Raw genomic sequence first — 20872 nt, 5'->3', positions numbered from 1 at the left:
CACGGGTACCGGCAGGCGAGAAGGCCCGGGTGACGGAAGGCGCATAACCTGGCCACGAGGCCGGCCGTGACCGGGCCGGCGGATCCACATGGCGTTTCGCTCCGAGGTCCCGCTGCAGGTCGGCGCTGACGGAGGCCAGGCCGATGGTCAAGGTGTTGCCGTCGGCGGCGCTGTCCTGCGCGAAGCGGCTCGTCGCGGACGGCCGGAGAAGACCCTGGACCTCTCCGCAACGCGAAAGACGGCCCGCCGCTTCTCCGCGGGGCGTGAGACGGTCCGCGGTGCAGGACGCGGGACGGTCTGCGGAGCGAGGTGTCCGCCTCGGGCGGTTCGACCGGATCAGCCGGGATGTACTCGGTCATAGAGCTCTCCGCATCGTGACGAGGGAGACCCGCCGCCGACTGGCCGGGTACCGACGGCTTCGGGGACATGTCCACAGCTCCGACCATCCGCTGGGTTCCCGGGCGGCCGGATCCGTGCAGGTGGGCTCGGCTGGGCCTCTTGATCACGGCACCACCGAGCCCCGTTGATGAACGCCATGCGTGTGGCGACAAGTTCAATATGGTCGGTCATTTTCATTCTGTCAAACCGGCCCCTCTTGCCGCTTCGGCCCGAATGGGATAAATGCGACAATATTCTCTCGCCGGCTTTGGGTATACCGGCAGCTGGAGCCAACCCCGCGGAGGCCGGGGCCGTCTGGCCGGGTTCATGGGCTCACCCTCAACACGGCCCCGCCGGACCGCGCACGTATCAGGCGCATGGTGTCCACGGTCTTCGCCCCCGGCATCTCGAAGGGTTCCGGGTGCCGGTCGATCGCTTCCCCGGCCTCGCGCGCGCCGTTCCCCACAGAACCTGATCGATACCGATTACCGATGCCCACGCGGCAAAGAGGCGGGAGCGTTGGCCGTAACGAAGCGAACGCAGCCGAAGGGCGCGACATGTCATACCGGCAGAACGGCCACCGCTACTTCGTGGACCTCGGCATCCTCACCTTCGAGATGCACTGTGTCACCGATTCGACGATGGCGCTCACCGTCGTCGAAGGAGGGGGCATACTGCCCGACGGGCACACCGAAACCGTGACCACCACGGTGGCGGAGGTCCGCCCCCACGTGTACCTCACCTCCTGGCGGGGGCAGCGCGGTACCAGGGTCCTCCACCTGGAGGACTTCGAACGCGGGCGGGTGCACTCGCGCATCTTGCCACCCGGCAGCGCACCGGTCGTCCGCCTGGGGACCCTCACGCAGCTGCGCTCAACCGGCCTGGGAGGCGGTCGGCGACGGCGACGGAAACGACCCACGACTGTAGGCTCCGCCCATGGCCGCACCCGACACCGACCCGCCCGCGCCGCCCCGCCGCACACGCAACCCGGAACTGCACCGCCGAGCCATTCTGGAGGCCGCCTCACAGGCCTTCGCCGAGCGCGGATACCACCGGGCCACGCTGCGGGACATCGCCCGGCGCGCCGGTGTCACCCATGGATCGGTGCTGCGTCACTTCGGCAGCAAGGAGAGCCTGTTCCTGGCGGCTGTCCCGGGCACCCGGGACGTCGACGCCCTGGCCGAGGACACCCGAGAGCCACTCGCCGCTCGTATCGCCCGCGGCTACGTACGTCGCATGGAGAGCACCGACGGCAACGACACGTTCGTTGCGCTGCTGCGCAGTGCCGCCGACGACACCGGCAGCGCCGCCGCCCTGTACGTGGCGATGCAGGAGCGTACGGACGAGGTGTACCGCCGGCTCCTGGACGAGTACGACCTGCGGCACCGGCTTCCGTTTGTCGCCGCGTTGCTCGTCGGCGTCACGTTCAGCCGGTACGTCGTACGAGCCGGAGCCCTGGCGGAGATGAGCGCGGAAAACCTGACCGCGGACCTCACCACTTCGCTCGAAGCCCTGCTCCACGGGAATTCCGGAACCGAGACCCCGCCCGCCGAGCGGGGCCGGGGACGGTAGCGGCCGCGGGGCGTCCACTCTGACCGCAGCAAGACCCGTGGGCCGCCTCGACCGCCTCCGGCCGGACCGGCCGGCGCTGGTCGAAGGCCGCCATCTTCGAGGTGGCCGTCTCTCTGGGTTCCGCCCCGAAGACGGGAGCGGTGTCGTACAGGACCAGCCCGTCGAGGCGGTCGCGGTGTTCGATGGTGATGTTCAGGGTGATGAAGCCGCCGTGCGAGTGGCCGAGGACATACGCAGTCGGTGCGCCGACGTCGTCGCGTACGGCTTCGGTGAAGCGCGCGTAGGGGTTCACCGTGTAGTCGCCGTCCGGCAGCGGGTCCCTGGCGCCGGATCCGACTGGGGCGAGGTGGTGCACCAGGGCCAGCCCAGTGTTCCGGCGCGAGCATGCGTAGGTACTCCGGCGCACCCCAGGGCCTCCCCAGTGGACGCCGCCGGCCAGGAACAGGCCGACGAGCCGGCGCAAGTGACGCGTGCGGCTCGCCTCGATCGAGGAAGCCGGACGAACGTCAGCGCACACGTCCGCACGCCCTGGCGCTCAGAACCGGGCGGGCACGGTGTCCAGGGCCTTGACCGCCTCACTGGTGAAGTCGGCCGTGGCTGCGGGCTGTTCGGTCGCCCACCACACGTGCCCGTCAGGTCGCAGCAGTGCCGCGGTCACGCCGGTCCAGTGGTCCCCGCCCGTGGCGGACAGCCGGCTGTGGTGGACCGCGACGCCGGCCGTCGCCGCCCGTTCGGCCACCTCGCCGGAGACCGGGGTGTCACCCATGGTCAGCAGCACCGGACGTCCGTCGCGCAGCAGCGGGAGGACGCCCTGGCCTTCGGGGTCGTAGGCCCGGACGCCGGTGAGGGGGTGGGCGTCCGCCTCAGTCGGCGGGTAGGCCGTGTCGAGTCCCGAGAGCTTGCCGGCCAGCATCCTGGAGAAGTGCGGCTCGTCGGCGATCGCGTTGCTCAGCAGGGACCGCAGTGCGGTCACGTCCGGGGTGAGACCTGTGATCAGCGCGCTCTGCGCCAGCGTGTGCTCCGCGAGTTCCTCGCCCACCGTGTGCCGTTCCGAGTGATAGGTGTCGAGCAACTCCGAGCCGGCCCTGCCTTGGGCGACGGCGGCCAGTTTCCAGCCGAGGTTCATGGCGTCCTGGAGCCCGACGTTGAGACCGACCCCGCCCGCGGGGAAGTGGCTGTGCGCGGCGTCCCCGGCCAGTAGTACACGGCCGGCGCGGTAGGACGCTGCCAGGCGCGTCGCGTTGCCGAAGCGGGTCAGCCAGGACGGGGCGCGCATGCCGAAGTCGGTGCCGGCGATGCGCCGTGCGGCGTCCCGGAGTTCGTCCAGCGTGAGCGGCTCGCGGTGCTGGTTGAGCGGGTCATACCCGGTGACGCGGTACCTGCCGTGCGGGAGTGGTACCACCAGGAGGCGACCGGCCTCGTTCAGGGCCTGGAACCCGGCCGGCGGCGGACTGTCCAGCACGACCTCGCCGAGGTATCCGTATGCAGAGGTCTCGGTCCCGGGGAAGGCGACGCCCGCTTGCCGTCGCACGGTGCTGCGGGTGCCGTCGGCGCCGACGGCGTACTGAGCGGTCACCTCGTAGGTGCCTGCGGGGCCCCGGACCTGGAGCGTGACGGCCGCGTCGTCCTGTGTCAGGGAGACCACCTCGTGACCCCGCCGGACCTCCGCGCCCAACTCGACCGCGTACCGCTCCAGCAGTTCCTCGGTGGCCGACTGGGGGAAGGCCAGCATGAACGGGAAGGGTGTGGGCAGCGCCCGGAAGTCCAGACGGTTGTCCAGCATGCCGAAATGCCAGTTCGGCACAGGCCGGCCGCCTGCCAGGATCTCCTCGTGACGTCCGCGCATGGCGAGTACTTCGATTGTGCGGGGATGCACGCCCAGGGCCTTGGAATGCGGGCTGCGGTGTTCGTCCTGCTCCAGGACGAGGGGGCGTACGCCCGCGAGGGCAAGTTCGTGAGCGGTCCACAGGCCGACGGGGCCGCCGCCGACGATGACCACCGGGTGACGCGTGGGCTTCCTGTCTTCGGACATGCCGTCTCATCTCCCGCTAGATGCGCCGTCCGGTCCTAATGGCCAGCCGGTCATTAGGATGTTACGACTCCCGTTCCGTAATGACCAGCTGGTCATTTAGGCGGAGCGGCTACCCTGCGCACGAGCCGGGCCGCCTCGGCGACCCGGTGCGGATCCGGCCGCCCGCACACATCGACTAGGTCATGTGGCCGATGCCGACGACGTCGGGCGCCCGCACAGTGGGGTGAAAGGCCGGGCGACGGCGCATGCGTCGGACCACGTGTGCCGAACCGCTCCCTGCCGAGCAACAAGAACCATGAAGGAGTGCGAGCATGAGTGATCTCGTCGAACTGGCGATCAAGGCACATGGAGGGCTGGAGCAGTTCAGCCGCTTCTCCTCGCTGACTGCCAAGCTGCATCAGGGCGGTGTCCTGTGGGGCCTCAAGGGCAAGCCCACGGTCCTGGAGGACTGCCACGTGCGGGTCGACCTCACACGCGAGCGGGTGTCCCACTGGCCGTTCGCGCCGACCCCGAACCACTCCGTCTTCACTCCGGACCGGGTCACGATCGAGACCCCGGACGGCGAGGCGGTCGAGGAACTGAACGAGCCCCGCAAGTCGTTCGCGGGCTACGAGATGGAGACGCCCTGGAGTGACGCGCAGGTCGCGTACTTCAGCGGGTACACGATGTGGACCTACCTCACGTCACCCTTCATCCTCAAGCAGCCGGGCGTGACGGCCGAGGAGATCGAACCGTGGCAGGAGAACGGTGAGGAGTGGCGGCGTCTGCGGGTCGTCTTCCCGGACACCATCGCGACGCACAGCGAGGTCCAGACGTACTACTTCAACGAGAGCGGACTTCTCGTCCGGCACGACTACGAGGTGGACATCCAGGGCAGCAATCCCGCGGCCCGCTACCTCATCGACCCGGTGCAGGTCCAGGGGATCACGCTGCCGTCCAAGCTGCGCATCTACCCCCGTCAGCCGGACAACACCCCGGCGCCGGAACCGCTGATCGTCTCCGTCGACCTGTCCGACTACCGCTTCGAGTGAGCACCGGCCCGGGGCAACCTGACAACGCTTCTCACCAAGCCGCGCTGACTGCCCCGTCGCGGCTCCGGTCGGACTCACCGAACGTGGCCGGGACCCAGGTTGCCGCCGTCGTGCCGGATCAACATATGTGATACATGTCTCGATATCACATGTGACTCTCGTGATACGTATCCCGTCGCGGAGCCCCGAAACGACCTGGAGAAGCGCGTGCCAGCCTCACCCATTGCCGTGTTCCAGCGACTCAGTGTTTCCCGAGCGCCCGCCGAGACCCCCGCCCTGTGCGGCACCGTGTATGTCCTGGGCGCGGGAATCGGGGGACTGTTCGCCGCCAGGGTCCTCTCCGACCACGCGGAGCGTGTCGTCGTGATCGACCCCGAAGCGGGAAAGGGGGACATCAGCAGTACCCCACGCCCCGGCGTACCTCAGGGGTCCCAGGTCCACACCCTGAGCCCCGGAGGCCTCCGGCAGTTGGAGCGGTGGTACCCCGGAGCCGTGCGCCAGGCCGAGGCCCGGGGAGCGGTACTGCCGGGTCCGGACCGGAGCGCGTCGTACGTGGACGGGGTCCAGCAGGTCACCACCCCCAACGTGGACTTCCTCATCTGTACCCGGCCCCTCCTCGAGGGGCTGATACACGAACGCACCCTGGACCTGCCGAACGTCGAGCTGGTTGCCGGACGCGTCACGGGTCTGGTCTTCGACGGTCAACGCGTCGTGGCGGTGAGGTACTCCACCGAAGCGGGCGAGGTTGTCCAAGCCGGCGACTTCTTCGTGGACGCCACCGGTCGCGGCAGCCGTATGGCCGACTGGCTGGAGGCGGGGGAGTGGCCCCGGCCGCGAATGGAGCGGCTCAGCGTCGATGTTCGCTATGTCACGGCTCATTTCGAGCGCTCACCCCACTGGGCCGGTCCGCTCAGCGGCATCACGCGCTACAGTCCGCGATTCGCGTCCGGCCGGTTCGCCGGGGCCGCAGTGAACGCCGTCGAAGACCAGCGATGGGCCGTCATGCTCGCCTCCTACGGCGACGACCCGCAGGCGTTGGACGCCGAAAGCTTCCGGGCTCGGTGCGCCGAGCTGCAACCGGTCTACCAGGAAGCCGTAAAGGGCCGGCTGATCGGGGAACTCGCACCCTTCCGTCACCCCGACAACCGCTGGCGCCACTTCGCAGCCCTCGATCGTTTCCCGACGCGCCTGGTCGTGACCGGGGAGGCTGTGGCGTCGTTCAACCCGGTCTACGGCCAGGGCATGAGTTCCGCGATGTTGCACGCGTCGTGCCTGTCGGAGTACTTGTGCGGTGAACCGGACCTCGACATCCCTGCCCGGCACTTCTTCGAGCTGCAACGTGTGGTGGTCGCCGCCGCATGGCAGACGTCGACGACAGCGGATGCCGCGCGCCTGGGCCTGACCGGGCGCCCGGCCACCGAGCGGCAGCGCCGCACCGCGTGGGCGATGCGGCACATCATGGCCGCGGCGGTTCACGACAGCCAGGTGGCCGAGGCCTTCCGCGACGTGAGCTTCATGGTCGCGCATCCGGCGACATTGCTTGCGCCTGACCTCGTACGACGTGCAGCGCGGGCCAACGGTGTGTCGGACGAGGAGTTCATCCGCGAGTACGGCCCCGCCATCGATGTCGCCTGAGCGTTCGTCGCGGAGCGGCGGCTCAGCCGTCCGCCGCCTGGACCGCGGACACCGATGCCTGGACGGCTCGGTGGCGAAGCCGATCTCGGTGGTGATCTGGTCGGTCGGCAGGTTGCTGAACCCCACGAGGTCATCGCGCACACCTTTACTCCTACCGTCCAGCACCAAGCCCGTTTCCTCCAGGCGCAAGACCGCGACGCGACAAGTGTCGTAGATCAAGAGTTGGTTGACCCGGGATGAGGGAACGGCGGCGCGGTCGGCGTGTTTCCGGGCGAGAGTGCAAGGGGCGGTAGCAGTGACAAGGGCTCGTGGCACAGCGGCGGTCGTCGTTGTCGGCATCGTGCTTCTGACAGCGGCGTGCAGCCGCGGCAGCGGTGGTGACGACGCGGTGCCGCAGCCTTCCGCGACGCCCACACCGTCCGCGCCCACCCCCTCGGCCGCCGCGCACCCGTCGAGGCGGACGCCTACGACCTCAAGGTGTCTGCGCCAAGTGCGGACCCGTCACGCTTCTGAACGGGCCAGTCGGCCGACCGGGAGCAAGGGCCCCTGACGGAGACGGAGTGGCTGAACCCCCTCGGGGCATTCCGGAAGGCCCCGGCCCCGGGCAAACACCGGGAAGTCGTAGTTACGCGGGTCCGAAGCGGTGCCTCACACGTGGCTCATTCGGCCCAGCGCCCGACAGCGGTCAGCCACGCGATGCCCGGGTTCAACCATGCGGGGAACCTCTGCTTCATCGCTTCGAAGTATTCCCCACGGCTGGTGGCACTGGCGAAAACATCTGCGGCCGCACGCAGGTAATCGCGGGTGTCGTCAATGATGGACGCCGGATCATCACGATCGGGATTCTTGTGCCCGGCCACGATGGTGGTCGGGTTGACGGCGGCCACGGCGTCGATCGCCCTGAGCCAACTGTCGATGCCGTGGGCGCCGGCCTCGGCGAGGTATTGGTGCACCTGGTTGTAGATGACGTCGCCACTGACGACCAGGTCCAAGGACGGCACGTGCAGAAACGTCGTGTGCTCGGTGTCGGTGTGCCCGGCGGCATGGGGAACGAGCGGCTGCCCGTCCACCTGGAGGCCGCCTTCCGGGACGGCCTCGGCGATGACAGGGGTGTCGCCGATCAGGCCGGGGAACGCTGCTTCCCAGAACGGGTTCGGCAGACCGCCGGGGGTGGTCCGCTCCATCTCCGCGATCGTTTCGGCCGTGGCCCACACCTTCAGGTCCGGGAACTGCTCACGAACGGGCGCCATCGCATACCAGTGGTCGCCGTGCGCATGCGTGATGTAGACCCCGGTGATCGTGCGATTGAAACCGGCGGCCCATGTGGCGACGGCGGACCCCTGTTCCGTTGTCAGCCCCGGGTCGACCAGGACGGCCTCACGTGGACCGTAGACGAGAGTCGTGGACAACGGAGACCACAGCAGCGGGCCGCCGTCCGGCCGGGGAGGCAGGGCAGTCGGCGCCAACGGCTGAAGCGGACTGATGTGTACGGCATAGGCCAAGGACGTCATGGAATTCCTCTCACCTGATGAAAACGGGTGAACTCACCCAGACCTCGCCTGGGTGTGTAGCTGAGCATGTGCGAGACGCCTGCTTCGAGGCGGCCGCATGACCCTGTGTCGCGGAGTGGAGGGGAACGGGCGCTACCGCGTTCCCCTCCTTGCGAGTCATCCACAACCCGCCGCAACTCATCCTGCTGCCAGCACGGTCGGAAACGGCTGTGCAGAGACAGGAACGAGCCGTTGGGGCAGCGCTTTTGCCTCAACACACGCGACCGTCCCGCGTGTCGAACCACGAGGAGACGGAATCCGTGGCGTGGGGACAGCGTCCCTGTGCGGACCATGGAGACCACCTCGGCATCGCGTCGGTCCTGTCCCGCCCGTCAGCCAATGTCGGCGACCGCTGAAAAGTGGACCAGCAGCGAGGAACCCAAGCGTCGGATGTGGGTCACGATTCCCGTATCGCCGACACGGGACGCCGGCAGCCGGATTCACCGCCATCGGCTTCGTTGTGGAGGATCGCCGCCCTGGCTGCCCAGGCCAAGATGCTCTGTCCCCGCATGGACAGCCCGAGCCGGTTCCAGTGGAAGATCACGTGGTGGCTGAGTACCTGCCTCAGCCTGCCTCAGCCCTCGGTCGAGCGTCCCCGACTGGACCGCATGGCCGAGTTCCTGGCCCGCTGCGCGGAAGGCCGCGGCCCACTCGGCGACGGGCTCCAGCGGCCCGCCGGGGCGCAGCAGGGCATCGCTGTCGGCGAAGAGCAGGGGCCGGATCTCCTGGGCGCGGGCGTCGAGGTGGTCTGCCGGGACATCGTCGACGGCCGATCGGTGTTCGTCCGTGATGACGCGGTGCCAGACGTCCCCCTGCTCGTACCACTCCAGTCCGGCGGCGCGCATCGTGCGGAGGAGGACGGACAGTTCCCGAGACCCCACGGCCAGGTCGGTGCGTTGCCGCAATTGCTGTGTCTCGCGGCTGTCGGCGATGAACAGGACGTGCGCGGCTGTCATGCTGGCCGCACCTCCGAACGCTGCGGTTTCCGGCTCGTAGACACCCGGCCACCACCTTGGAAGGTGCCCATCGGCGACGAGGTGGTCGAATCCGTTGCCGATGGTGAGCGTGGTCCCGATGTCTGGTCGTAGGTGGAGGCGCAGGCGCCAGCAGGGGTGCTTTCTGGTGTACCACCAGCCGTCGATGGTGCCCGAGGTCTCCGCATCTTGCAGCACGGGCAGGACGTGTGTGGTGAAGGTGGTGTCGGCGTTCATGCAGTCAGTGAAGCGGTGCCTCCACAAGGTCGGCGGCCGCGGAGACTTCCTCCTCGGCGTGCCTGGCAGCGTGGATTGCGGCCTGTAGTTCCTCTCGCAGCGCGGTGTCGGCCGCCGTCTGTTCCTTCACTTTCACAGACGACGAAGTCGATCCCGTCTTCCGTGACCATGGCCATGCAGTCCCGCGCGGCTACTTCCGCTTGGTAGCGGTAACGGCCCAACGTCTCCGAGCCGCTGTCTTCGCCCGGAGCCTGAAGATCGCGTGCCGCGAACCGTCTGGGCCTGTGGCAGTCTCAGGAGCCCCGGCCATGGTGGCTCTGCCCGACGCTTCGACCATCAACGTCCCCCGCCTCGGCCCCGCATGAGAGCGCATACCCTTCCATGTCCGCTCCGCCAGCGGATGTGAAGATCTCTACCCGTATCACACTCCAGGGTCATCACGTAACTGTCCGTCGCGGGATTGATGGTGCCGGTGGTGGGAAGCGGCTCGTCTTGAGCGGCGCTCCGACGGTCGCACGCTTGCCCTCGGTCGTAGAGGCGGGGCTCCTCGCGGGTCAGATACGCGGGGAAGCCGGCGACGGCCAGTAGCGCCAGCGAGCACGAGGCCGCCCAGCAGAACATGTCGCAGTACCGAGGAGGCGGACCCGTAAGTGCGTTACTGCGCGCAGCGGGAACGGGTCTTCGACATAGTGAACTTGCGCCCCCATCGCCGAGGAGTACGCGACGATGCCGTTGGCTGCACCGAGCAGTAGCGCGCAACCGGCGACGGTGCTCAAGGCTCGACTAGGCATCCCCGTTCAGTGCTGCTTCGTACGCCCGCGGCGATAGTCCCATCGCCCGACAGGGCACCGAACGTCTGCGCAGCGCGCACGCCGGCCACCTGCTTCCCGCCCCGCGTGTATGGGCCCGGGACGCGCCCTGGGCATCGAGAGGGACTGTTCCCAGCGCCTCCAGGGATGGTTCCTCGTCAGCGCGCCAGAACGCGCTGGTGGCTGGCTGTTTCCCGCGCCCGCGGGAACGCTTCCTACTTCGCGATCACCCTGGATGGGTATGCACCCTGCTTCTTGCACCTGCAGGGACGGTCCCCAGCGCGTGAGCTGTGCGCTGGAGGCGAGCTTCGGAGCGCAGTCGCTTGAACCGCTTCGGAGGCGCTGCCCAGTGTTACGGCGCCCGGGCGTGCCAAGCGCTGTGTTTGTGGAGACCCCATAACTGGGACTGCGGTCAGCATCGTTCCTTCAGGGCGAGGTGATTTTCACTGCCCGCGGGAAGGGCCGTCCGGAGGCGACTCGCGGTGCGAGTCCGAGAACGCCGAGGTGAGTGTGGCGGGCGAAGCGAGAGTGGAGCCCTCTCTGAAGGTCTGATGAAATCTGACTTTCTGTCAGTAAAGTCAGCGTTGGGTCAGCATCAGTCCGATCAAAGCTGACTACGGCTGGCGAAGCCTGCACTTCGAGGGCAGTGGAACGAGTGGTGTGACGGAGGTTTGCTCCAGCTTTCCGGGCGTGCCGGGCGAAGTGCGTTGCGCCTCGCCCGACACGCCTCACGTCAGGCTGTGAAGTTCCTGCTCAGCGTGCTCGACCCCGTGGTTTCAGGGGCACCGGCGGCAGTTCGGGGGCGGGCAGGGGTGCCCCGTCGTAACCCTTCACCTCGCCGAATCTCGTCCCGTTCATCCAGTCCCCGCGGGCCTGCACGATCTCCTCCTGGGTGCGTCCGACGAAGTTCCACCACATGATCAGCTCCTCCTCGAACGGCTCGCCGCCCAGGAGCATGATCGCCGCGTCCGACTCGGCGCGGAGCGGGAGTTCGGTGCGGCCGCAGCCCAGGTAGAGCATGGAACCGGGGAGCACCGGTACGCCGTCGACGTGTACCTCGCCGGACATCGCCAGGACGCCGTACTCGAAGTCCGGTTCCAGGGGCAGGCGCAGGTCCGCGCCCCGGGTGAGGGACAGGTCCGCGCCGACGATCGGGGTGAACGTCGTGCCGGGGGACGCCGCCCCGTCCAGCGCGCCGAGGATGACCGTGGCGGTCAGGCCGGGCGCGGTGACCGTGGGCAGGTCGGGGTGGTGCTCGAACCTCGGGTCCGTGTGCCGGTGGGCGTCCGGGAGCGCCACCCACAGCTGAGCGCCGTGCAGGTACCGCGCGTGCGACCGGGGGCTCTCCTCGGAGTGGCTGATCGCCCGTCCCGAGGTCATCAGCCCCAGCTCGCGTGGGCGGATCGTCTGGAGGCTGCCGGTGGAGTCGCGGTGCAGCACCTCGCCCTGGTGCAGCCAGCTGACCGTCTGCAGCCCGATGTGCGGATGCGGCGGCACCTGCATCCCGGGCTCGTCGGCGATGTCGTCGGGCCCGTAGTGGTCGACGAACGCCCAGGCGCCGATCATGCGGCGGCCGAGGTTCGGCAGCAGCCGGCGCACCTCGGTGGACTCCCCGAGCCGCACGCGGCGGGGGCTCAGCAGTTCGCGGACGGGTTCGGCGACGACGAATCCGCGGCCGCCGCACACGCTCGGCACGGGAGCGCGGTCAAGGTTGCTCATGCCGCCAAACTTAGCGGGCGCGGGTCCGTGTTGCCGAGCCGCCAGCGGGTCGTACGGAACCCGTCCGGCGGTCGGCCCTCGGTCACTGCCCGGCCCTCCGCCGGCTCTGTCCACCTTCGGTCGGCGCCGTCACCGATGCGGTGCGGTGCGCCGCGGTGCGCGTCAGCGCGTCGTGAGTTTCCACAGGTGGTCCGCGGTGCCGTTGTCGTCCCACTGGAGGACCTGCGCACCGGTCGAGGTGCTCATGCCGTTCACGCCGAGCAGCAGCCCACTGTTGTAGTTCGCGATCTTGTAGTAGCCGTCCCCGGAGGGGACCAGCTGCCAGAGGTGGTCGGCGGTGCCGTTGTCACCCCAGATCAGGGCCGTGCCCCCGGCGGAGGTGCTCATGCTCGTGATGCCGAGGAGCAGCCCGCTCGCCTGCTGCTGGATCTTGTAGAGGCCGTTGCCGGCGGCCACCAGGGTCCAGCTCTGGTCGGTGCCGCTCGTGCGCGTGGCCTGGACGACGGCGGTGCCCTGGGCGGTGCCCGCGCCGCTGGTGTCCAGGGCGAGACCGCTGTTCCTGTTGGTGATCTGGTAGCGCCCGGCCAGCGTGGTGGCGGTGCCGGTCGGGGTGATGGTCAGGTGGTAGCCGTCGGAGGCGTTCATGGCCACGGGGACGGTGATCGAGCCGCCGCTGACCGGGTAGTCCGTGTCGGAGACAGTGATCGGCCCGGAGACCGCGGTGGTACGGCCCTTGGACGGCGTGTACTCCAGCTTCACGTGCACCGTGCTGCCGAAGGCCGACAGGGACGACAGCCCGTTGACGGTCACGGCGCACGCACCGGTGCAGCCACCGGTGACGACACTGATCTGGTCGCCCGCGGCGTTGCGGGCCGCGAAGCCGTCGATGCCCGTCTGTGCCGGGGGCGTGGTGACCAGCATGTTCCCGGACATGTCGCCGTACCACTTGTAGAGCCAGTACGACCCGTTCGGCGAGCCGCCGGTGTCGGTGAGGGTGTCACCGAGGGTGCCGTAGTGGTTCCAGAAGGCCAGTTCGGCGTCGTGGACTCCCGCCCGCTCGAACTTGGCCACGTAGCCCGCGAGCGGTCCGGGGACGCCGACCTCGCTCGTGGTGCCGTACTCCTCGACGGCGATCGGGCGGGGGCTGATGCCGAGGCTGGTCTCCAGCGCGCGGTAGGCGGCGACATGGGCGGCGATGTTCTGCGAGCCCTGCAACTCGTGCCAGGAGACGATGTCGGGGAGCGTGCCGGCGGCCTTCGCGTCGGTGAGGAAGGTGGTCATCGAGCTCTGGTTCCAGGCCGAGTAGCTCGGGCCCTGGATCGGGGCGGTGGAGTCCTTGGCCCGGACCTCCCGGTAGGTCCTCGCCCACCCGGAGTCGAAGCTGCCGGCCGCCGAGGTGTCCCAGGTCCAGTCCGGCTCGTTCCACAGCTCGTAGGCGGCGATGTTCGTGGCGCCGGAGGACTTCACCGAGGCCACCTGCTTGTCCACGGCGGCCAGCCAGTCGCTCCAACTCACCCACCTGTAGGGAAAGTTCGGATACCAGTCCGGCATGCGTACGACGACCTTCGCACCCGCCCTGGCGGCTTCGGGGGCGACGGTCAGGGCGTCGCCGCCGGGGGCCGGCTCGCCGTTGGGCAGCTGGCTGCCGCCGGGCGCCATCTGCACGAAGGTGTTCGGCCTGAGCGGTTCGACCAGGCTGTCGGCCGGGACGCTCGCGGTGTCCAGGCCGTACAGGCCGCCCGACGCCACATGGGTGACGGGCCGCAGGGTCTGGTCGGCGTTCACCACCAGGGTGGTCGAGGACGTCGGCGCCGCCTGGGCGGGGGCCGTGGTGCCGAGGGCGGCCGCGGCGAGGGCCACCGCGCCGAGTGCGGCTCTGCGGGAGGTGCGGCTCATGACAGGGGTCTCCCTTACGGAGTACGAGGGGGTCGGTGATCAGTCCTTCACCGCGCCCGCGGTGACGCCCGCGGCCACGTAGCGCTGGGCGAGGACCAGGAGGACGGCCGCGGGGACGGACGCGACCACGGCGGTGGCCATGATCGCGTTCCACTCCTGGTTGTTGTTGCCGATGTACTTGTAGATGCCGAGCGTGATCGGCTTCCAACCGCCGCCGCCGTCCAAGGTGTTGGCGAAGACGAAGTCGGACCAGGCCCACAGGAAGCCGAACAGCGAGACGGTGACGATCGCGTTGCGGCTCAGCGGGAGGACGACCGAGCGGAAGGTGCGCCAGGTGCCGGCGCCGTCGATCCGGGCGGCCGAGATCAGTTCGCCGGGGATGCCCGACATGAACGCGGTGAAGATCATGACGCCGAACGGCACGGCGATGGTGGAGTCCGCGACGATCAGCCCCCACCAGGAGTTGAGCAGGCCGAGGTCGAGGAAGACGCCGTAGAAACCCATCGCCATCACGATCCCGGGGATCATCTGCGCGATGAGCAGGGCCAGGCCGAGCGCGCCGCCGCCGCGCGGGCGCAGCTTCGCCAGCGAGTAGCCGGCCGGGGCGGCGATGACCAGGGTCAGGGCGACCGTGCCGAGGCCGATCAGCAAGCTGGTGCCCAGGTAGGGGAGTTGGTCGTCGAGCACGGCCCGGTAGCCCTCGAAGGTGGGGTGCAGCGGGAACAGGTCCGGCGGGTCCTTGCGCATGTCCTGCTGCGGGGTCAGGGAGACGTTGACCATCCAGTACACCGGGAACAGCATCAGCGCGGTGAGGAGGAGGCCGATCAGGGTGTGACCGCGTGACTTCACGCTTCCTGCCTCCTCTGGACGCGGATGTACAGGAGTCCGAAGACGAGCGCGATGAGGATCAGGATGTCGCCGACGGCGGCGCCGGGTCCGAACTTCGGCAGCAGCGTGCCGAAGCCCAGCTGGTACGACCAGGTGGCCAGGGTCGAGGAGGCGTCTCCCGGACCGCCCTTGGTCATGATCCAGATCAGGTCGAACACCTTGAGGGTGTAGACCAGCCCGAGCAGCAGGGTGATCGCCGACACCGGGCGCAGCAGCGGGAAGGTGATCCGGCGGAACTGCTGCCAGGCGCCCGCCCCGTCCAGGGCCGCCGCCTCGTACAGCTCACCGGGGACGTTCTGCAGCCCGCTGTAGAGGATGACCAGGTTGAAGGGGATGCCGATCCAGATGTTGGCGACGATCACCGCCGTCAGCGCCCAGTCCGGCGAGGTCAGCCAGCCGACCGGGTCGACCCCGACGAAGTGCAGGAAGTAGTTGACCACTCCTGACTCGCTGTTGAACATCCACGACCAGGTCGACGCCGACACGATCAGCGGCAGCAGCCAGGGGATCAGGAACAGTGCCCGCAGCACGGTCGACAGCCTGAAGTGCCGGTTGAAGAAGACCGCGAGCGCGAGGCCGATGACGTACTGGAAGACGATCGACACGAAGGTGAAGACCAGCGTGTGCCGCATCGCCGGTCCGAACGTCGGGTCGTCCAGCACGGTACGGAAGTTGTCCCAGCCGGAGAAGGGTGCGTCGCCGGCCACGAAGGAGCGGACGGTGTAGTCGCGCAGGCTCAGGTCGAGGTTGCGGTAGAGCGGATAGACGTAGAAGGCGGCGAGGTAGGCGAGCAGGGGCGTCACGAAGGCGAGTGCGGTCAGCCGCCGCCTGCGCCGCACGGAGCGGGCACCGGTGTCACCGGCCCCCGCCGCGGCGGCCGGTGCCCGCCGCGGACGGTCGACCCGGGCGATGGTCATGCCGGTCCTAGCCCTTCTGCGCGCTCGACTGGGCCGTGGCCAGGGCGTCCTGCGGGCTCTTGCTGCCGGACAGCGCCGCCTGCACGGCGGTCCACATCGGCTGCGAGATCGTCGGGTACTTGGTGCCCAGCCCGCCGCTGGTCCGGCCCCTGGCCGCCCCGACCGCCGTCACCCACGGCTTCAACTCCGGGTTCGTCTGCGACTGTTCGGCCTGCACGGCGGCGGTGGGCGCCACGTACATGAGCGCGGTGTCGGTGGCCAGCAGGTTGGTGGGGCTGGTGAGGCAGGTGACGATCTTCTTGCTGACGTCGTAGCGCGAGGTGTCCTTCTGCACGGGCACGGTGACGAACTCGCCGCCCGTCGGCACCGGCGCCGAACCGCCGTTCCGGCCGGGGATGTTGACGACGCCGTACGGGAATCCGGCCTTGTCGGCGTTGCCGAGCTGCCAGGTGCCGTTCTCGCTGAACGCGTAGTCCCCGGTGGCGAACTCCTGCCAGCTGGTGGTCTGGGTGTTCTGCAGCACGTCCTTGGGGGCGTACCCCGCGTCCACCCACTGCTTCCACAGCGTCAGCGCCGCGACCCCCTGGGCGGAGTCGAGCTTCGTCAGGTCACCGCCCGCGCCCCAGAACCAGGGCAGGAACTGGAAGCTGCCCTCCTCCGTGTTGATGGCGGAGAAGGTGATCCCCTTCTTCCCGGCCGCCTTGACCTTCGTCAGCGCGGCCGTCAGCGACGCCCAGTCCTTGACCGAGGCCGGGTCGACGCCGGCGGCGGAGAGCACCTTCTTGTTGTAGTAGAGGGCGAGGGTGTTGGCGCCGATCGGGACGCCGTAGGAGGCGCCGTCGAGGGTGCCGGCACCGATGATGTTCTTCTGGATCGACGCGGTGTCGAGTCCGAGATCACTGGTCTTGGTGAGGATCCCGGCCTCCACCAGGGTGGAGACGACCGGATTGTCGACCAGCATCACGTCCGGGGCGTTGCCCTGCTGCGCCGCCAGGAGTGCCTTGTTGCCCAGGTCGGTGGTGTCGTACGCGGTCCGCTTGAGCTTCACCCCGGCCGCGGTGCCGCACGCGGTGACCCGCTTGCCCCAGTCCGAGGAGGCGTCGAACTGCGGGTACGGGTCCCAGAAGGTGTACGTGCCGCCGGCCGAGGCGGACGATCCCGAGGAGCCGGAACCGCCACCGCAGGCGGTGAGGGGGAGCAGGGCGGCCACGGTGACGGCCAGGAGGGTACGGCGGGTGGGTATCACGGGGTGACCTCGTTGTCGTAGGACGGGGTGTCTCAGGAGGTGGGGAGCCAGACGCGCATGCTGCCGTCCTCGCGGTTGGCCCACACGTGGTACGGGACCGCGGTCAGCTCGACCGGCTCGCCGTCGCCTTCGGGCTCCGCGCCGGTCACGGCGGCGTACGGCCACCAGCCGCGGTCCGGGACACGGCGCCGGCGGCCCGCGGCGACGACGGTGGTGACACCGCCGAGCAGGTCCGGGCGGTGCTTGACGGCGAGCGGACGGGAGGGATCGAGGACGATGTCGTCCAGGCCGCCGCCGGGGTGGTCGGCCTGCTCCAGGCAGTGCACCAGCGGCCCGCGCTCGATCGCCACACAGCCGCGTACCGCGTCCACGCGCGGGTCTGCGGCGGTGAGCCGGGGTTCGAGACCGAGTTCGAGGACGACCCGGTCGCCCGGTGACCAGTCGCGGGTGAGCCGCAACCAGCCGTGCTCGACGGGGGCGTCGGACTGGTCGCAGGAGTCGGGACCGCAGCGCACCCGGAACTCGCGGCACCACTGCGGGATGCGCAGCGACAGCGTCCAGGGGCCGTCGGAGGGGGTCTCCTCGACGGTGAACGCGACCGTCCCGTGCCAGGGGTAGTCGGTCTCGGCGCGTACCCGGACCTGTCCGGTCGCGTACGTCCCGGTGACGAACTGGTGGATCTGCAGGCCCTGTTCGTCGCCGGACGCCAGGTAGTGCTCCAGGCTCGCCAGCAGCCGCATCACGTTGGGCGGGCAGCAGGCGCAGCGGAACCAGCGGGTGCGGCGGGCCGACTGGTCGCCTCCGGTGTCGGTGTGGCCGTCACGGACCTGGAGCGGGTTGACGTACAGCCACTGCTCGCCGTCCAGGGAGACCCCGGCGAGGAAGCCGTTGAAGAGGGTGCGCTCGATCAGGTCCGAGTAGCGGGCCTCGCCGGTGAGCAGGGCCAGCCGCCAGCTCCACTGCACCGAGGCGATCGCCGCACAGGTCTCGCAGTAGGCGCGCTCGTTGGGGAGTTCGTACGGGTCGCCGAAGTCCTCCTGGTCGTGGTGGGCGCCCAGACCGCCGGTGAGGTGCGTCTTGGTGGCCGTCATGGCCTGCCACAACCGTTCGCCGGCCGACCTGAGTTCGTCGTCGCCGGTCTCCGCCGCCAGGTCCGCGGCGGCCGCCAGCAGGTACAACTGCCGTACGGCGTGCCCCTCGACGTTCGTCGCCCGGCGCAGCGGGACGCGGTCCTGGCAGTAGGCCGCGCCGCCGAGCAGGCCGTGGCCGTGCCGGTCCACGAAGTAGCCGGCCAGGTCCAGGTAGCGGCGCTCGCCGGTCTCCCGGTACAGCTCCACCAGGGCGGTCTCCACCTCCGGGTGGCCGTCGATGCCGTCGACGGGCCTGCCGCTGCCGGGGGGTCCGAACACCGAGTCGATGTGGTCGGCGAACCGCCGTGCCACGTCGAGGAGTTCCGGGCGGCCGGTGGCACGGTGGTGCGCCACGGCCGCCTGGATCAGGTGACCCGCGCAGTACAGCTCGTGGCCCCAGCGCAGGTCCTCGTACCGCGCCCCGCCCTTGACCAGCTGGAACCAGGTGTTGAGGTACCCGTCGGGCTGCTGCGCCGCGGCCACCAGGGCGATGACCCGCTCGACGTCGGCCGCCAGCGCTTCGTCGGCGCCCTGGGCGAGCTGCCAGGCGGCCGCCTCCAGCCACTTGTAGATGTCGGTGTCGACGAACGGGTACGCGCCCTGGAACTCGCCCTCGGCCAGGCCCGCCGCCAGCCGCAGGTTGTGCAGGTTTCCCGCGGCCTCCAGCAGGTCCGGGCCCTGGGGAAGGGAGACCCGGGCGTTGACCGCGCGCCGGTCGTGCCAGAAGCCGCCGTCGATGACGACGGCCGCCGGGCGCAGCGCGGTGCGGGCGTCCGGCGTCAGACGGATCGGGCCGGTGGGGGAGGACGGGGCGGTGTCGGTGCGGGGCATGGCTCTCCGAGGTCGGGAGGGACTGGGGCCGGACGCAGGTGCTTCTTTTCGATATGTCGAACGTCGTCCGGTGCGTGGGGCGTGGCGCGGCGCTGAACCATCGTGCGCAACCGTTTTCTCGCCGAGAAGTACAGGGCAGTCGAAGAGAGGGGTCAAGACGCCCGGCAGAGGTTTTTCGCATTTCCCTGGAGGGCTGGTGCTTGTCATGGGCGGCTGCGACCATGTGGGCGACTCTGTCGTCGTCGGCTCGACGGCATGAGCGAGAGACCGTCTAGGAAAAGGTTTGCTCGTGACCTCTGCTCCCGACTCCCCGGCCGCCGGCCGGGCCAGGCTCGCCGATGTCGCCGCCCTCGCCGGTGTGAGTGTGGGCACGGCCTCCAAGGCGCTGAACGGCGCGGGCCGGATGCGCCCGGAGACCCGGCAGCGGGTGCTGGACGCGGTGGAGGCGCTCGGGTTCCGGCCCAACCAGCACGCGCGGAGCCTGCACAGCGGCCGCAGCTGGACCGTCGGCCTGATGACGACGGACGGCATCGGCCGCTTCAGCACCCCGGTGCTGCTGGGCGCCGAGGACGCGCTCGGCGCCGGGAAGATCTCGGTGCTGCTGTGCGACACCCGCGGCGACGCCATCCGCGAGCAGCACCACCTGCGCAACCTCACCGACCGGCGGGTGGACGGAGTCATCGTCACCGGCCGCCGTACCGACCCACGGCCGCCGCTGACCGGCATCGACCCGGCGATCCCCGTCGTCTACGCGCTCTCCCCGTCGACGGACCCCGAGGACACCTCCGTCGTCACCGACGACCGCGGCGGCGCCCATCTCGCCGTGGGGCACCTGCTCGCCACCGGCCGTACCCGGATCGCCCATGTCACCGGCCCCGAGCACCACCAGGCCGCCCGCGACCGCGCCCGGCACGCCGTGGCGCACCTGGCCGGGTCCGGTCTCGCGCTCGCCGGCGGACGGGTGCACTTCGGGGAGTGGAGCGAGGCCTGGGGGCGGCGGGCCGCCGACGCGGTGCTGCGCACGGCGCCCGACGTGGACGCCGTCTTCTGCGGGAACGACCAGATCGCCCGGGGGGTCGCGGACGCGCTGCGCGAGCGCGGCAGGGACGTGCCGGGGGACATCGCCGTCGTGGGGTACGACAACTGGGACACCATGGCGCTCGCCTGCCGTCCGCCGCTGACCACCGTCGACATGAACCTGGCCGAGATCGGCCGGATCGCCGCGCTGCGGCTGCTCCAGGCCATCGACGCCGTACCGGAGCCGGGCGTGCACACGGTGCCGTGCCGGCTGGTGGTCCGGGAGTCCAGCTGACGTCGGTCAGTCGTCCGTGGGCCGCCGGGCCGCCCACAGCCCGCGGACGTGGCCGAGGTGACGGGTCATCACCTCGCGCACGGCCTGCTCGTCGCGGGCCAGCAGGGCGTCGAGGAGTTCCAGGTGCTCCTCGGCGGACGCGGTCAGCCGGCCGGCCCGCACCAGGGCCGTCAGGCCGAACAGCCGCGAGCGGCGCCGCAGGTCCCGTACGACCTCCACCAGGTGGTCGTTGCCCGCCAGGGCCAGCAGCCCCAGGTGGAACGTCAGGTCGGCCTCGACGTACGCGATCAGGTCGCCCTTCAGCGCCGAGCCGACGATCTCCTGGGCGACCGGGCGCAGCGCCTCCAGGTCGGCGGGGTCCGCGGTGGCGGCCAGGCCCACGGTGGTCGGGATCTCGATCAGGGACCGGACGTGGGTGTACTCGTCCAGCTGCTTCTCGGAGACGGCGGTGACCCGGAACCCCTTGTTGGGGACGATCTCGACCATGCCCTCCTTCACCAGCTCCAGCATGGCCTCCCGTACCGGCGTCGCCGAGACGCCCAGCCGCGGGGCCAGGCCCGGCGCCGAGTACACCTCGCCGGGCCGCAGTTCACCGGCGATCAGCGCGGCGCGCAGGACGTCCACGACCCGTTCGCGGTAGTTGGGCCGCCGGCCGCCCAGGGAGGGCAGGGCGGGGGCGGCGGAGTCGGCGGGCCGGTCGGTCATGGTGGAACTC

Annotated in this window: 15 protein-coding genes; 4 read left to right on the top strand and 11 right to left on the bottom strand. The window is 69.9% G+C overall.

Features of this window, described 5'->3' with window-relative positions:
- Window positions 1-1314: 1314 nt before the first annotated feature.
- Window positions 1315-1950 carry a TetR family transcriptional regulator gene (locus tag AB0G52_RS26040; RefSeq protein ID WP_132892543.1) on the top strand — a complete coding sequence of 212 codons (636 nt, stop codon included), beginning with the start codon at window positions 1315-1317 and terminating at the stop codon, window positions 1948-1950.
- On the opposite strand, the gene AB0G52_RS26035 is transcribed toward AB0G52_RS26040, so the two are convergent.
- On the bottom strand, window positions 1871-2305 hold the full coding sequence (locus tag AB0G52_RS26035) for an alpha/beta fold hydrolase (RefSeq protein WP_361339076.1): 435 nt from the start codon (window positions 2303-2305) through the stop codon (window positions 1871-1873). The genes AB0G52_RS26040 and AB0G52_RS26035 overlap by 80 nt on opposite strands.
- Window positions 2306-2485: 180 nt before the next feature.
- The gene (locus AB0G52_RS26030) at window positions 2486-3982 is read right to left on the bottom strand and encodes an FAD-dependent monooxygenase (protein WP_132892540.1); all 1497 of its coding nucleotides are present in this window, start codon (window positions 3980-3982) and stop codon (window positions 2486-2488) included.
- Window positions 3983-4293: 311 nt separating this feature from the next.
- On the opposite strand from AB0G52_RS26030, the gene AB0G52_RS26025 reads away from it, so the two are divergent.
- On the top strand, window positions 4294-5013 hold the full coding sequence (locus tag AB0G52_RS26025; RefSeq protein WP_132892538.1) for a hypothetical protein: 720 nt from the start codon (window positions 4294-4296) through the stop codon (window positions 5011-5013).
- A gap of 492 nt (window positions 5014-5505) precedes the next feature.
- Window positions 5506-6648 carry an FAD-binding monooxygenase gene (locus AB0G52_RS26020; RefSeq protein WP_361339073.1) on the top strand — a complete coding sequence of 381 codons (1143 nt, stop codon included), beginning with the start codon at window positions 5506-5508 and terminating at the stop codon, window positions 6646-6648.
- Between the two features lie 659 nt (window positions 6649-7307).
- Here the strand turns inward: AB0G52_RS26020 and AB0G52_RS26015 are convergent.
- From AB0G52_RS26015 to AB0G52_RS25980, 8 genes are all read right to left on the bottom strand, one after another.
- Window positions 7308-8159, bottom strand: coding sequence for an MBL fold metallo-hydrolase (locus AB0G52_RS26015; RefSeq protein WP_132892533.1), 852 nt, complete (start codon window positions 8157-8159; stop codon window positions 7308-7310).
- 479 nt (window positions 8160-8638) lie between these two features.
- A complete protein-coding gene (locus AB0G52_RS26010; protein WP_361339070.1) occupies window positions 8639-9409 on the bottom strand; it encodes a thiopeptide-type bacteriocin biosynthesis protein in 771 nt (256 codons plus the stop codon).
- A gap of 1562 nt (window positions 9410-10971) precedes the next feature.
- Window positions 10972-11937 carry a pirin family protein gene (locus tag AB0G52_RS26005; protein WP_361339067.1) on the bottom strand — a complete coding sequence of 322 codons (966 nt, stop codon included), beginning with the start codon at window positions 11935-11937 and terminating at the stop codon, window positions 10972-10974.
- Window positions 11938-12099: 162 nt separating this feature from the next.
- Complete coding sequence (locus AB0G52_RS26000; RefSeq protein ID WP_361339064.1) at window positions 12100-13833, bottom strand: RICIN domain-containing protein; 1734 nt, start codon at window positions 13831-13833, stop codon at window positions 12100-12102.
- A gap of 39 nt (window positions 13834-13872) precedes the next feature.
- Window positions 13873-14634 carry a carbohydrate ABC transporter permease gene (locus tag AB0G52_RS25995; protein ID WP_132892616.1) on the bottom strand — a complete coding sequence of 254 codons (762 nt, stop codon included), beginning with the start codon at window positions 14632-14634 and terminating at the stop codon, window positions 13873-13875.
- A 44-nt stretch (window positions 14635-14678) separates the two neighbouring features.
- Complete coding sequence (locus AB0G52_RS25990) at window positions 14679-15638, bottom strand: sugar ABC transporter permease (RefSeq protein WP_361339061.1); 960 nt, start codon at window positions 15636-15638, stop codon at window positions 14679-14681.
- A gap of 7 nt (window positions 15639-15645) precedes the next feature.
- Window positions 15646-16884, bottom strand: coding sequence for an extracellular solute-binding protein (locus AB0G52_RS25985; RefSeq protein ID WP_361339058.1), 1239 nt, complete (start codon window positions 16882-16884; stop codon window positions 15646-15648).
- Between the two features lie 32 nt (window positions 16885-16916).
- Window positions 16917-18845, bottom strand: a complete 1929-nt coding sequence (locus AB0G52_RS25980; protein WP_361339055.1) for a beta-L-arabinofuranosidase domain-containing protein — start codon at window positions 18843-18845, stop codon at window positions 16917-16919.
- 289 nt (window positions 18846-19134) lie between these two features.
- Between AB0G52_RS25980 and AB0G52_RS25975 the strand changes: the two genes are divergently transcribed.
- On the top strand, window positions 19135-20157 hold the full coding sequence (locus tag AB0G52_RS25975; protein WP_132892522.1) for a LacI family DNA-binding transcriptional regulator: 1023 nt from the start codon (window positions 19135-19137) through the stop codon (window positions 20155-20157).
- Window positions 20158-20163: 6 nt separating this feature from the next.
- Here AB0G52_RS25975 and AB0G52_RS25970 read toward each other — a convergent pair whose 3' ends face one another.
- Window positions 20164-20862, bottom strand: a complete 699-nt coding sequence (locus AB0G52_RS25970; RefSeq protein ID WP_132892520.1) for a GntR family transcriptional regulator — start codon at window positions 20860-20862, stop codon at window positions 20164-20166.
- Window positions 20863-20872 lie beyond the last annotated feature (10 nt).

This window comes from Streptomyces sp. NPDC021562 (genome assembly GCF_040640875.1).
GTDB lineage: Bacteria > Actinomycetota > Actinomycetes > Streptomycetales > Streptomycetaceae > Streptomyces.
The sequence above is the reverse complement of the archived record's forward strand: the minus strand, read 5'-3'. Positions and strand labels throughout refer to the sequence as shown.